The 15,783-nt window shown below is 36.2% G+C and carries 3 protein-coding genes; all 3 read left to right on the top strand.

Annotation, left to right across the window (positions count from 1 at the left end):
- Positions 1-137 precede the first annotated feature (137 nt).
- Genes K2F26_RS20695 through K2F26_RS20685 form a run of 3 tightly spaced genes read left to right on the top strand, consistent with a single transcriptional unit; the run spans position 138 to position 15,638 of the window.
- Positions 138-9,308, top strand: a complete 9,171-nt coding sequence (locus tag K2F26_RS20695; RefSeq protein WP_220609293.1) for a non-ribosomal peptide synthetase — start codon at positions 138-140, stop codon at positions 9,306-9,308.
- Between the two features lie 52 nt (positions 9,309-9,360).
- The gene (locus K2F26_RS20690; RefSeq protein ID WP_246605435.1) at positions 9,361-15,246 is read left to right on the top strand and encodes a non-ribosomal peptide synthetase; all 5,886 of its coding nucleotides are present in this window, start codon (positions 9,361-9,363) and stop codon (positions 15,244-15,246) included.
- Complete coding sequence (locus tag K2F26_RS20685) at positions 15,243-15,638, top strand: ATP-binding cassette domain-containing protein (RefSeq protein ID WP_367890315.1); 396 nt, start codon at positions 15,243-15,245, stop codon at positions 15,636-15,638. Before K2F26_RS20690 ends, K2F26_RS20685 begins: the two co-directional genes overlap by 4 nt.
- The last annotated feature ends 145 nt before the right edge of the window (positions 15,639-15,783 follow it).

The raw sequence follows: 15,783 nt of genomic DNA, 5'->3' as shown, positions 1-15,783 counted from the left end.
TGTTAGTGTTATGATGCTCCAATGCTACGCCTACAGAAAAATCCTGCTGACTTGGTGAGTATGGATTAACTAATTAAATAAAAAATCAATTTTTTAACCATTTATCATAACTAATAATTAACTGTGGTGTTTTATATATGGAAGTCTATGTTTTACCGATGTCTCTTTCCCAACGACAAATCTGGTATCAGGAAATATTAACTCCTGGCAATATAGCTTATAATATTCCTATAGCTTTGCATTTATCAGGTAATCTAGATCGCGTCATTCTAGAAAACTGTTTTCAGGAAATTATCAACCGTCATGAAATTCTCAGAACGACCTTTGCGTTAGAAGATGGCGAACCTGTACAATTAATTCATGAAGAACAAAAATTTTATCTAGAGGAAAAAAACCTAGAATTACCTTTAGAACTAACAGCCGGAAATTTTCCAGAAATATTACAGAAAATCTTAGAAACAGAATCACATCAACCCTTTAACCTTGTAAAAAGTCCTTTGATGAGAGTGATTTTATATCAAATATCATCACAGGAGCATATTCTGTTAGTAAATCTCCATCATATCATTAGTGATGGTTGGTCTTTAGGCATATTTGTTCAGGAATTAACTCAATTATACAGTGCTGCTATTCAAGTTTCACAAATTACCTTACCAGAATTACCAATTCAATATGGAGATTATGCAGAATGGCAAGAAACATGGTTACAAACACCAACAATTCAACAACAATTAGCATATTGGGAACAAGCTTTAGCTGCACCTTTACCAATTCTTGATTTACCTTTAGACAAAAATCGTCCTGCATCACAAACTTTTCAAGGTGCGGTATTGCGCGAACCTCTATCAACAGATGTTATTCATTCTTTAGAAGCATTAGCAACAGCAGAAAGTGTCACATTTTTTATGGTGACATTGGCAGTTTATCAAATTCTCTTATTTCGTTATTCTGGGCAAACTGATATTATTGTTGGTAGTCCTGTTGCTAATCGCAGTAAGAGCGAAATTGAAAATTTAATTGGTTGTTTTATTAACACTTTACCTCTACGTTGTAATATTACAGATCAAATTTCATTTAGAGAATTATTGCAGCAAATATCATCAATTTGTATTGAAGCTTTTGCACATCAAGATGTTCCTTTAGAACTGATTATTGATAAACTCAAAATTAAACGTGATCCCAGCCATTCACCAATTTTTCAGACTCTTTTCGCTTTGCAAAATGCACCCATTGGTGAAATTCAATTACCAGGAATAGCTGTCAAACCTATATATTTGGATAATGGTGGGGCTAAATTTGATCTCAGTTTAATGCTAGAACCTGCATCTAACGGATGGATAGCAGCACTGGAATATAATACTGATTTATTTACAGCAGAAACAGCCCAAGAAATATTAACACATTATCAACAACTTTTAAAAGCAGTTATTAAGAATCCTGATACTCAGATTGGTGTTTTACCTTGGTTAAATACGGAAGAAAGAAAAGAACTTTTAGCATTAGGTTTTAGTTACCAAAATGCAGCAAGTGAACAGACGAATTTAGTTGATATTTTTACTCAAGCTGCCAAAACTCATAGTGATAAAATTGCTGTAATTGACTCAGAAACAAAATTAACCTATCAAGAATTAGAGCAACGTTCCCATCAATTAGCTGTACTATTAAGACAAAAAGGAGTAACTACAGAAACAAGGGTAGGAATTTTTCAAGAACGTAGTTTAGAATTAATTATTTCTATCTTGGCAGTTTTAAAAGCTGGTGGAACTTATATTCCCTTAGATCCTCAATATCCAGCAGAAAGGTTAAATTTTATTGCTCAAGATAGCGGAATTAAGTTACTATTAACCACAGATTTATTATTATCAGAAATTCCTGGAGAAATTACAGAAATTCTGGTCATTGATCAAATAGAAATTACAGAAAACATCAATAATGTAAATCTTACATCTCAAATTTTCCCCGAACAAACAGCTTATATTATCTACACCAGTGGTTCTACCGGACAACCAAAAGGTTGTTTAGTCAGTCATAAAAACGTTGTTCGACTGATGCAAAATACTCAACAATGGTTTGAGTTTAATGAGCAAGATGTTTGGACAATGTTTCACTCCTTCGCATTTGATTTTTCAGTGTGGGAAATGTGGGGAGCATTATTATATGGTGGGAAATTAGTAATAGTTCCTTATTTAGAAAGTCGTTCTCCCTCTGCTTTTAGGGAACTTTTACAAAGAGAAGGAGTAACAATTCTCAATCAAACTCCTTCAGCTTTTCGGCAATTAATACGTGCTGATGGAGAATTTTCTGAACCATTGAAGAGTTTAAGAGAAGTTATTTTTGGTGGAGAAGCATTAGAATTACAAAGTCTGAAACCTTGGATTAAACGTTATGGTGATAGTCATCCACGTTTGATCAATATGTATGGAATTACAGAAACTACTGTTCACGTTACTTACCGTCAGATTTTAGCAGAGGATATTTTAGAAAATCGCGGTAGTGTAATTGGTGTACCTATTCCTGATTTATCTTTATATATATTAGATACTGCTTTTGAACCTGTACCTTATGGAGTTGCGGGAGAAATTTATGTAGGAGGAATGGGAGTATCTAGAGGATATCTTAATCGTGCATCTTTGACAGCGCAAAGGTTTATTCCCGATCCTTTCAGTCAACAACCAGGAGCGAGATTATATCGTACCGGAGATTTAGCGAGAAGGTTGAGAAATGGTGAAATTGAATATTTAGGACGTTGTGATTTACAGGTAAAAATACGCGGATTTAGAATTGAATTAGGAGAAATTGAAGCAGCTTTAGCAGCATTACCACAAATATCTGAAGCTGTAGTGACTGTTCACTCATTTGGTGATAATGAGCAAAGGTTAGTAGCTTATATTGTAGCTAATGGAGAGATTGAACGGAATGAATTACGAACAGCATTAAAAGAGCGTTTACCAGATTATATGATTCCCGCAGCTTTTATGTTGTTGGATGCTATGCCTTTAACTGCTCAAGGTAAGATTAATCGTGCAGCTTTACCCTTACCAGATTGGAATCAAGCAACAACAAGAAAGAGTTTTACACCTCCTCACACCGATGCAGAAAAAGTTTTATGTCGTGTTTGGGAACAGGTTTTAGGTGTAGCTAGAATTGGGATTGAAGATAATTTCTTTGACTTAGGTGGTGATTCGATTTTGGCCTTGCGAGTGGTGACAGAAATGCGTCGTCAAGGTTGGATATTAACACCCAAAGAAATTTTTCAAGAACAAACTGTGCAAAGATTGGCTATGGTAGCACAGATACAAAATTGTGCTATACCAGAAAATCAGATTGCTACAGGTGAAGTTCCCTTAACTCCCATTCAGCAATGGTTTTTTGCACTTAATATTCCTAACCCTGATCATTGGAATCAAACTTTATTGTTGGAAGTGCATCCATCTTTGTCAGCATCACAAGTTGCAGCAGCGTTGCAGGTGATTTTTTCCCATCATGATAATTTTCGGTTACGGTTTAAAAAAGAAGCGGAAGTTTGGCAACAATTTTATGTAGATAAAGATCAAGATCATGGTTTTGCATGGGAAGTAGTTGATTTAGGGTTAAAAACCGAAGTTGAACAAAATTCAATGATGGGGGAAGTAAGAGAACGAGTTGAGCGATCGCTCGATTTAAGTAATGGTCCTCTTTACCGTGCAGTGTGGTTTAATCTCGGTGAACATCGTCAAGTTCAACTATTAATTGTTATTCATCACCTCATTATTGATGGTGTTTCTTGGCGAATTTTACTGCAAGATTTAGTAGAAATCATTAGCGGTAGTGAAATTTCACCGACTACCTCATCTTGGCAACAATGGAGTCAATTTTTACAGAGTTATGTTAATTCCCCAAATATCCAAGCAGAAAAACACTTTTGGTTAAATACTCTGCAAAAACAAACTGCCAAATTACCCCTAGATTTTCCCAAAGGTTTAACAAATAACTTAGAGTCTTCTGTAAAAACTGTTAGCTGTCAATTAACCACAGAACAAACTCAAATATTACTAACAAAAGCTAATAAAACCTACCGCACCCAACCCCAAGAATTATTACTTGCAGCTTTAGCGAAAACTTTGGGAAATATCACCCAAAAATCCCACATCCAAATTATGATGGAAGGGCATGGGAGAGAAGAATTATCTGCTGATTTAGATATTACCCGCACTTTGGGTTGGTTTACTACCCTTTATCCCTTAAGTTTAGAATTACCAGCTATTACTACTTCAGAATCAGAAATTATTAAAACTGTTAAAGAACAATTGCGTAATGTTCCTCAACGTGGTTTTGGTTATGGGATTTTAAGATATCTGGAACAGGGAACAGGTAATAGAGAAGCAAAGGAAAATTCCAGCTTCTGCAATTATCAAACATCAGAAATTAGCTTTAATTATCTGGGACAGGTAATAAATGAAAGCAGTAATAAAAATCAACTATTCCGCTTGTTAAATACCGAAGTAGCACCAACAAGAGATCCGCAAGGTTTACGTCCCCATATCATTGATATTAACGCCATTGTTGTCGAAGGTAAATTGCGCGTTCATTGGTTATATAGTTGCAATTTGCACCAAGCAGAAACTATTAATCAATGGGTGGATCAATTCCAAAATCATCTCCTAGAAATTCTCACATTCTGCATAGAATCAGGTGTAGGTGAATATACACCTTCAGATTTTCCCTTGGTGAAAATCCAACAATCAAAATTAGATATTCTGCAAAAACAATATCCGCAGTTAGAAGATATTTATCCCCTTTCTCCTTTGCAGGAAGGAATGCTATTTCATGCTATCTATGAACCGGAACAGGGGATTTATTTTGAACAAGTAACAGGTAAAATAATTGGTAAATTCGATGTTGATAATTTTGCTGATGCTTGGCAATTTGTTGTAGATAGACATCCAATTTTACGCAGTGCTTTTGTTTGGGATGATCAAGATACACCCTTACAAATTGTTAGTAAATCACTCAAATTTTCAATTATTCAGAAAGATTGGCGTGATTTATCTCCCACACAACAAACGGCAGAATTGCAGCAATATTTAATCGCAGATAAACAACAAGGATTTAGTTTAAATCAAAGTCATTTAATGCGATTTACTGTGATTCGCTTAGATGATTCTACTTGGCAATGGTTATGGAGTCATCACCATATTATTCTTGATGGTTGGTCATTACCAGTTATTTTTAAAGAAGTTTTGACTATATATCAAGCAACTTGTCAAAGAGTTCCCCATGCTTTACCACCGCTTCCCCCTTATCGTCATTATATTCAATGGTTAGCAAGTCGTAATCAGGCGAAAGCTAAACAATTTTGGCAGCAACATTTAGCGGGTATTTCTACATCCACTCGTTTAGGTTGGGAGATTCCAGAATCAGAATTTGATCCTAGTTTACCTGCATATCAAGAAGTAGAATTACGTTTGAGTGCATCCGAATTTGGGTTATTGCAAAAGATGGCACAAACCCAGAGATTAACATTAAATACTATCGCTCAAGGTGCTTGGGCAATTTGTTTACAAAAACATGGTGCGGGTGAAGATGTCATATTTGGTGTCACGGTTTCTGGTAGACCACCAGAATTAGCAGAAGTGGAAAATATGGTAGGGTTATTTATTAATACTCTACCAATGCGAGTGGAAATTAATCCCAGTTTATCTGTTGCAAATTGGTTGCAAAATCTTCAACAGCATCATCTGGAGATGCGAGAATATGAATATAGCAAATTAACGGATATTCAAAAAGAATGTAATTTATCTGGTTCGGCTTTATTTGAAAGTATTTTGGTGTTTGAAAATTATCCTGTTGACCAAAGTTTGAAAGAACAAGGACAGGATTTTCGTGTTGATGATATCCAGTTTTATGAAATAACTAATTACCCGTTGACAGTGGGTGTAATTCCCGATCAAGGGTTATTGTTAAAGCTGAATTATCAAACAAAATTCCTGTCTGTAAAAGCAGCAAAACAGTTAATATCACGCTTCCGCAATATCATGATGAATATGGCTAATCAGCCAAATCAGATATTAGGAAAAATTCAGGCGTTATCAACATCTGAACGGCAAGAAATTATTAATGAAAGTCAAGCTAATATCATTGAATGGGGAGATTTTCGCCCTGCTCATCAGTTATTTGCAGATTATGCTGATGTACAACCTGATGCTATAGCGTTAGTTTGCGGTGATAATGAGATTAGTTATGGTGAATTAGAAAAACGTGCTAATAATTTGGCGGTTAAATTATTAGAAACAGGTATTAGTTATGAGTCGATAGTGGGTTTATATTTTGATCCTAGTATTGAGTATATTATTGCTCTCCTGGCAGTGTTAAAAGTTGGTGCAGCTTTTCTACCGTTAGATCGCAATTATCCTGAAAATAGATTGCAATTTATTGTGGAAGATAGTCAAACTCGGTTGATTTTAACTAAAGAAGTTGTAGCACCGGGGTTATTTTCAGAAAATGTCCAAGTTATTGCTATTGGTGAACTTGATTTAACGGTAAATATTGCCCGTCCTGATATAAAAGTTAGACCGGAAAATCTGGCTTATGTGATTTATACATCTGGTTCTACAGGTAAACCAAAAGGTGTTTTAGTTGCTCATGCTGGGATTGAAAATTTGGTACGCGCTCAAACTGCAAGTTTTGGTGTAACAGCAAAAAGTCGCGTTTATCAATTTGCAGCTTTGAATTTTGATGCAGCTATTTCTGAGATTTTTATGGCTTTGGGTAGCGGTGCTACTCTATATCTGCAATCACAAGCAAATCGTTCTCCTAGTGCTGAACTGTGGGAAAAATTGACGAGTTGGAAAATTACTCATGTCACCCTTCCCCCTTCTTTGGTAGCAGCAATTAATACCGCAGATTTACCAGAATTGCAGACATTGATTGTGGCTGGAGAAGCGGTTTCCGGGGATTTGTTACGACGTTGGAGTGTCAATCAACGCAAATGTTTTAATGCTTATGGTCCAACAGAGGCGACAGTTTGCGCTAGTTTGATGGATTGTAGCAATTTGTTAGGAGAAGTGAGTATTGGTAGAGCGATCGCCAATGTGGAAATTTACCTGCTAGATTCGTTTTTAGAACCTGTTGCTCCTGGTGTGATGGGGGAAATTTATATTGGTGGTATCAGTTTAGCACGGGGTTATTTACAACGTCCTGACTTGACAGCAACAGCATTTATTCCCCATCCCTTCAGCAAAACACCGGGAGCAAGACTTTATAAAACAGGCGATCGCGGCGTTTATGATCTGCAAGGCAACATCCGCTTTATGGGTCGTCAAGATGCCCAAGTCAAACTTAACGGTTATCGCATAGAATTGGGCGAAATTGAAGCAGCTTTAACCAGACATGAAACCGTAGATAGTGCAGTAGTCATGTTGCGGCAAGATTTACCCGGACGTAAACGCATAGTTGGTTATGCTTTAGCACCGCAAGACAACCCACCCACTAACCAAGAGTTAAAAGATTATTTAGCCCAAGTTTTACCTGCTTATATGGTTCCCAGTATGGTGGTATTAGTTCCAGCGTGGCCACTCACCCCCAACGGTAAAATAGACCGCAGACTTCTACCAGCACCCGAATTATCCCATACAGAAACTATTACCAAAACTCACACAGAAGAAATATTTGCCCAAATTTGGACAGAAGTGCTAAGAATAGAAACCATTAATCCCCAAGATAACTTTTTTGAATTAGGGGGAGACTCAATTATCAGCTTACAAGTAGTTGCTCGCGCTCGTGCAGCAGGTTGGGAAATTAGCCCCAGAGACATTTTTGAAGCTCAAACCCTCTCCCGACTAGCAACCAGAGCAAGAGCGATCGCACAAACAGCAGAAATTATCGAACCCTTAACCGGCATCATTCCCCTTTCCCCCATTCAAAATTGGTTTTTTGCCCAAAATTTACCCCATTCCCACCACTGGAACCAAGCTGTAGCCTTGACTTGCAGCGAACCTTTAAACATAGAAGCCTTAGCTGTAGCCTTAGATACCTTAGTTGCCCATCACGACATTTTCCGCGTCGGTTTTTCCCAACAGCAAGGACAATGGCAACAATTTTATACAGGTGAAGCGAAAAGTCCAGCTTTGCAGATCACAGACTTTAGCCACTATCCACCGCAAACACAGCTAGAAGCATTAACAGCAGCAGTAGAAACAGAACACGCTAGTTTTCAACTAGATACACCGCCATTATTGCGGGTACTTTATGCCACTAACTTAAACGAATATGGCAACGTGCTGTTTATCTTTGCCCATCATTTAATTATAGATGGTGTATCTTGGCGGATTTTATTAGCAGATTTAAACCAAGCGTACCAACAAGTTATAGATAAACATATAAATAAACAACAGATTTCTTTACCTGCAAAAACATCATCCTATCGCCAATGGACTACATATTTACAAACCTTATCAGACTCCAGCGAAATAATTAAAGATATACCCTTTTGGCAAAATATTCTCGACTTACCTGTTACCCCCTTACCTATTGACAAACCAGGAAAAAACACCGTAGAAAGTACAGCCATTATATCTAGTCAGCTATCTCCAGAAGAAACTCTGATACTGCTCAAACAAGCCACCACCACTTATCATGCTAGTATGCAAGAAATCATGCTGGCTGCATTACTAAAAACTCTCACCGATATCTATAAATCAGATCATTGGTTAATTGATTTAGAAGGACACGGGAGAGAAGAAATAGGAGATAATTTAGATATTTCTCGCACAATTGGCTGGTTTACATCCCTCTATCCAGTTCTGCTTAAACAACCACATAATAATGCCAATCATGAACCCAATCATGAACTATTACTCAAAGAAATTAAAACCCAACTGCGAACCATTCCCCATCATGGAATCAGTTTTGGCTTACTCCGTTATCTCAATCAAAATCAACATTTAAAGGATAAATTAAATCTTAAAAAAACCGCTAACATCAGTTTTAACTATCTGGGACAAATTGACAACTTACAAACAACAAACCAACGTTTTAGTATGAGTCATGCTCCCACAGGATCAGGATTATTTGGACAACAAGAACGTCCTCACCTTTTAGCTATAAACGCTCGGATTCAAAATGAAATTTTGCAAATAGAATGGTATTATAGTCAAAATGTCCATGATCATAAAAACATTAATAATCTAGCTGAAAAATATTTGACAAACCTGGGTTTGTATCTGACAAATTCCGCATCTAGTAATTCATCATTTTACAGTGCTTCTGATTTCCATTTAGTTGATTTATCAGAAAACGAACTTGATGCAATTTTAGAAGATTTAGAATAAACTCATTGCATTTAATCTCATCTCAGGTCAATCATTTTCAAAAGGGTAAAATATGACTGCACTCAAAGATAAAATTCAAGATATTTTTCCTCTTACACCTTTACAAAAGGGATTATTATTTCATTCTCTATACGAACAAGAATCAGGGATTTATTTTGAACAATTGCATTGTCAATTACAAGGTGATGTTTCCATAGTTGCAGTACGTCAAGCATGGCAAACCTTAGTAGATCGCCATCCTATTTTAAGAACTGCTATTATTACCAAAGGACAAACCGAACCCGTACAAGTTGTATTTCGTAATTTAACATTTAATATAGCAGAAGAAGATTGGCGGGGACTCAGTGATTCAGCCCAAAAAACCCGCCTGGATGAATTTTTAGAAGCTGATAAACGCCAGGGATTTATTCTCAACCGTCCCCCATTAATGCGAGTTACCTTAATTCGTTTAAGGGAAGATGCGTGGTATTTAGTATGGAGTCATCACCATATAATTTTAGATGGGTGGTCTTGGCCAATCTTACTGCGGGAATTTTTAACGCTGCATAAAGCAGCTAAAGAAAATATAGAAATTTCCTTACCAAATGTCCGTCCTTATGGTGATTTTATCGCTTGGTTAAAACAGAAAAATCCCCAGGAAGGCAAAACATTCTGGCAAGAATACATGATCGGATTTGAAAGTGCCACACCCCTATTAATGATATCAAATAATAAGGTAAATAGCACCTTTGAAAGTGGAGAAATTAGAAAAGAATTATCACCAGAAAAAACAGATTTATTATCTAAATTAGCCCGTAATTGTAGCGTTACCCTAAATACAGTAATTCAAGGTGCTTGGGCAATATTACTTAACCGTTATAGCCGCAGTAATGATATTGTTTATGGTATCACAGTTGCCGGTAGACCTCCAGAAATTCCAGGGGTAGAAGGAATGATTGGACCCTTCATTAATACCCTACCATTTCGAGTCTTAATATCTGGAGAGCAAACCTTGGATAGTTGGTTGCAAAACCTTCAATCTAGAGCAGCTTTAATGCGTCAATTTGAACACACCAGTTTATCAGATATTCAAGCTTGGAGTGATGTTCCACGGGGACAACAAATGTTTGAAAGTTTGCTGGCTTTTGAAAATTTCCCCGTTGATAAAACCTTAAAAACCAGTGATTTCGGGTTAAATGTACCAGAGTCCTATTTCTTTGAAACTACCCATTATCCTGTAACTTTAGTAGTCGTTCCTGGGGATACAATTTCTCTCAAATTAAGTTATAATGCGGCTCGGTTTTATGCAGTAGCTATGGAATTATTGCTAGAGCAATTTAGCAGTTTATTATTGAACATGGCGAATAATCCTCAAGCATCTTTACAGTCTTTATCTTTACTTAGTTATCACGAAAGAGAACAGGAAGCAGAGAACAGAGAACAGTTACCATCAGAAATTACTATCAATGAAATCTTTACCGAAACTGTTAACAAATATCCAGAACGCATTGCGTTAACTTATGACAATCAAAACCTCACCTATCAAGAATTAGAAGAACGTTCTAACCGCATTGCTCGCTATTTACAATCATTGGGAATTAGTACAGAAAAACGAGTTGTAATTTGTTTAGAACGCACACCAGAACTGATTATAGCTATGTTAGCTGTAGTCAAAGCAGGGGGTGTATATGTTCCTGTTGATCCAGCTTATCCCCGTGACAGAATTGAATTTACAATTAATGATTGTGGTGCAGAAGTTATTCTGACTACAACTAATATTAGTGAACAACTCCCAGATACAACAATAAAAATTTGTTTAGATGCTGAAGACGCACCTTATTTAACTGCAAGTTGCGAACCTATAACTATAGATAACCTTAACCTAAATACAGGTGTTTATATTATTTATACATCTGGTTCTACAGGTAAACCCAAAGGTGTATTAGTCACACAAAATAATCTGATTCGATTATTTAAGAGTACACAACATTGGTTTGAATTTAATCAACAAGATGTGTGGACTTTCTTCCATTCCTTTGCTTTTGACTTTTCTGTGTGGGAAATTTGGGGAGCTTTATTATATGGTGGTAGATTAGTAATTGTCCCTCACTGTGTAAGTCGTGATCCGCAAACTTTCCTCCAATTACTACAAGAACAAAAAGTTACTGTCCTTAATCAAACTCCCTCAGCTTTTGCTCAATTATTAGCTTGTCAAGATGTAAATTATAATCTCTCTAGTTTACGTTACATCATCTTTGGTGGTGAAGCTTTAAACTTAGCAAGTTTGCGTCCTTGGTTTGAACGTTATGGAGAAAATCAGACGCGCTTGGTAAATATGTATGGGATTACAGAAACCACCGTTCACGTCACCTATAGACCAATTAGTAAACAAGATGTAGATAATTCATCTGGAAGTTTAATTGGTCAACCAATACCCGATTTATATATTTATATTCTTGATTCTGATGGTAATCGTTTACCGACAGGTGTAATAGGGGAAATGTATGTAGGTGGTGCAGGAGTTGCACGTGGTTATTTAAACCGACCAGAATTAACAGCAGAAAGATTTATTGAAGATAGATTTAAACCCAATTCTCGTTTATATCGTACAGGTGATTTAGGTCGTTTTCTGCCTAATGGTGATTTAGAATATTTAGGACGTATAGATCATCAAGTCAAAATTCGCGGTTTCCGCATTGAAATTGGTGAAATTGAAGCTGCTCTTGCTCAATATCTTGATGTACAGGAAAATATTGTTATAGTTGCGGATGATGGAGAAACAAATCAAAAACGGTTAATTGCCTATTTGGTTTGTACTCCAGGAAAACAACCAACTATTGAAACTCTGCGAAATCATCTGCAACAGTATTTACCTGATTATATGATTCCCTCGCAGATTGTTTATCTAGATAAATTCCCCCTTACACCCAATGGGAAAATAGATAGAAAATCTCTACCTGTTCCAGAATTGCAACGAGAAAATTTAGGGATTGAATTTGTCCCACCAGCAACAGAAATTGAGCATAAATTAGCGTCAATTTGGCAACAAGTTCTAGCAGTTAATCGCGTTGGTAGATTTGATAATTATTTTGTTTTAGGTGGTGATTCGATTCGCAGTATTCGAGTTTGTTCTTTAGCACAAGCAACAGGATTAAATTTAAAAATTGAGCAAATCTTTTCTCATCCGGTTTTATCAGAATTAGCGGCATTTTTGGAGACAGCAACAACAGTAGAAAATAAAACTTACCATCAAGAACCCTTTGCGTTAATTTCTACTGAAGATAAAGACAAACTGCAAAATGTAGCTGATGATGCTTATCCTTTAGCACAACTGCAAGCGGGAATGTTATTTCATGGTGAGTATTCCCAAACTTCTACAACTTACCATGATGTTTTTAGTTTCCGTATTCGCATACCTTTTAATTTGCAAATTTGGGAACAAGCTTATACTCAAATGTTTACCAGACATCGAGTATTAAGAACAGCATTTTATTTATCTGAATTTAGTCAACCATTGCAAGTAGTTGTTAAAGATGTACCTGCAAAGGTGATGTTTACAGATTTACAGAATTTATCACCATCAGCACAAGATGATTATCTCAAAACTTTTATTGATCAAGAAAGGGAAAATCGGTTTGATTATAAGATTGCGCCATTAATGCGTTTTCATATTCACCTGTTAGATGAAAATGTGATGCAAGCAACTTTTACACTGCATCACGCCATTATGGATGGTTGGAGTTTAGCTAACTTTTTGGCAGAATTAACAGGTTTATATCTACATTTAATGGGTAAGGGTGTACCCGCTTTACCTCCTCAAACTAATTTAGAATATTCTCGATTTGTTGCTTTAGAACAACAAGCTTTACAAGACGAAAAACAAAGAGAATTTTGGCAACAGCAATTAGCAGAAATTCCGTTTACTAAATTACCCCGTTTCCCGATGAAATTTTCTCCAGAATTACAGCCCAATATGGGGAAAATTGATATTACTTTAACAGATGCAATTTCTCAAGGTTTAAAAGATGTATCTCAGCAATTGGGCGTACCTTTAAGAAGTGTATTGTTGGCGTTACATTTACATATTTTGGCGGTTTTTTCAGGAGAAGAAGAAATTGTTACAGGTTTGGTTAGTAATGGTAGACCAGATGAAACTGATAGCGATCGCCTTTTAGGTCTATTTTTAAATACTTTACCATTGCGGTTAAAATTACCCCGTGGTTCTTGGGTAGATTTGATTACAGAAACATGGCAAGCTGAACAAGCTTTAATGCCAAATCGTCGTTTTCCTTTAGCAGAGGTACAAAGGCTAAATGGTAATCGTCCTTTATATGAAACTTCTTTTAATTTCGTGCATTTTCATGTTTATAAAGGATTACTCAATTGGCGAGAAGTAGAGTTATTACAATCAACTTCTTTGGATGAAACCAATATTCCTTTTGCAGTTAGTTGGAGTGAAGAAGTAGCGGCTGTTAATATTAGTTTGAATATTACCTATAATAGTAGAGAATTTTCTTCTGAGCAAATTTCTAACATTGCTAAGTTCTATCAAATTTGTGCAGAATTTTTGAGTAATAATCCTCAAGGTAATAGGGATATTTTACAGGAATTATACAAAGTTAATGAAGGAACGAACCACGAAGGACACAAAGGACACAAAGTTAAGAGTGTTACAGAGATATTTGGGGTAAGTTCTAATTTACTAAAATTACAGGAATTTATTCCTGGTGAACAATTATCAACTGTGAGGAAAGTTACCCCAGTTCATGAATTTGTCACTCAACAAGCAGCAATAAATCCTGATGCTATTGCGGTTGTTTGTGAAGGTGAAAGTTGGACTTATCAACAATTAAACCAAAAAGCTAATCAATTAGCGCGGTTTTTACAACAGCAAGGTATTAGTCAAGAACAACCTGTAGGTATTTGTTTAGAACGTTCTTTAGATATGGTTTGTGCCATGCTAGGGATACTCAAAGCAGGTGGTTGTTATGTACCTATAGATCCCCATTATCCGAGTGTGCGTATCCAATCTATGTTAGAGGATGCCAAAGTTAATTTATTGCTTACTCGGTCAGATTTAAAAGTCAATTATCAGCAAAGTATTTATCTTGATAATTGCAGTCAAGAAATTAAAAATCAATCTCCTGAAAATCTAGAAATTGCGGTTTTACCGGAAAATATCGCCTATATTATTTTTACTTCTGGTTCTACAGGTAGACCTAAAGGAATTGCAATTTCTCATGCAGCTTTAGCATCTCATCAAAATTGGTTTATAGAAAATTTTGCAGTTAATCAATATGATGTAGTGCTGCAAAAAACGCCCTTTAGTTTTGATGCTTCTGTGTGGGAATTTTGGACACCGTTAATGGTGGGTGCAAAACTGGTGATGGCTAAACCAGGACGACATCAAGATCCAACTTATTTGGTGAAAACCATACAACAAGAAAAGGTCACTTTACTGCAATTAGTACCCAGTTTGTTAGAAATAATTTTAGGTGATCCTAAATTTACTCAATGTGCTAGTTTACGGTTGGTATTTAGTGGTGGTGAAGCACTGAAAAAACGGGTTTGGGATGAGTTTAAACAAAAACTAGCTATTCCTTTAGTCAATCTTTATGGACCTGCGGAAACTACCATTGATGTGGCTTTTCATGATTGCAGAAACAACGAAAATACTGATCAAATTCCCATTGGTGAACCTGTCAGTAACACTAGATTATATATTCTCAATTCTTTGATGCAACCTGTACCCATTGGGACACCAGGAGAGTTATTTATATCGGGGTATCAATTAGCGCGTGGTTATTGGAATGCACCAGGAATGACAGCGGAAAGGTTTTTACCCGATCCTTTTGTTGCAGGTGAGAGAATGTATCGTACAGGCGATCGCGCTCGTTATTTACCAAATGGTAAAATAGAATTTCTCGAACGTGCAGACCATCAAGTAGTCCTTATATGATTTTAGGAACTCTCAGAGAACAGTTAATTTATCCTCATAGTCATGCTAATGTTAGTGATGAAGAACTTGATCAAGTGATGGAAAAAGTAAATTTATCAGACTTAGCGGTAAGATTTGGAGGTTTAGATACAGAGCAAGATTGGAGTGAGATTCTGTCTTTAGGAGAACAACAAAGATTAGCCTTTGCACGTCTGTTAGTTACCAAACCCAAATATGCTATTTTAGATGAAGCCACCAGTGCTTTAGATGTGAACAATGAGGAAAAACTATATAATTTATTGATGGAAATAGATACAACTTTTATTAGTATTGGACATCGACCTACTCTCAAAAAATTTCATCAAATTGTTATTAATCTTTCGTCCGCATCTATATCTTACAGCGGCGTTTAGTCTAGGTCTTGATATGATTGAACTGCCAAGGACGCAAAGCACACAAAGGTAAGAGAGTTTCAAAGAGTTTTTGGTGTGGCTGTGTTTATTTTTTCAAAATTGGGATGCTCCCAAATTTTATTTATAAATTTACAAATCAACTAGG

The sequence above is a fragment of the Sphaerospermopsis torques-reginae ITEP-024 genome (assembly GCF_019598945.1).
GTDB lineage: Bacteria > Cyanobacteriota > Cyanobacteriia > Cyanobacteriales > Nostocaceae > Sphaerospermopsis.
This window is presented reverse-complemented; position numbering and strand designations above follow the sequence as displayed.

Bases quoted from the DNA above. Each gene is read 5' to 3' on its own strand.
- K2F26_RS20695 (WP_220609293.1), top strand. From the start codon at position 138: ATGGAAGTCTATGTTTTACCGATGTCTCTTTCCCAACGACAAATCTGG.
- K2F26_RS20690 (WP_246605435.1), top strand. From the start codon at position 9,361: ATGACTGCACTCAAAGATAAAATTCAAGATATTTTTCCTCTTACACCT.
- K2F26_RS20685 (WP_367890315.1), top strand. From the start codon at position 15,243: ATGATTTTAGGAACTCTCAGAGAACAGTTAATTTATCCTCATAGTCAT.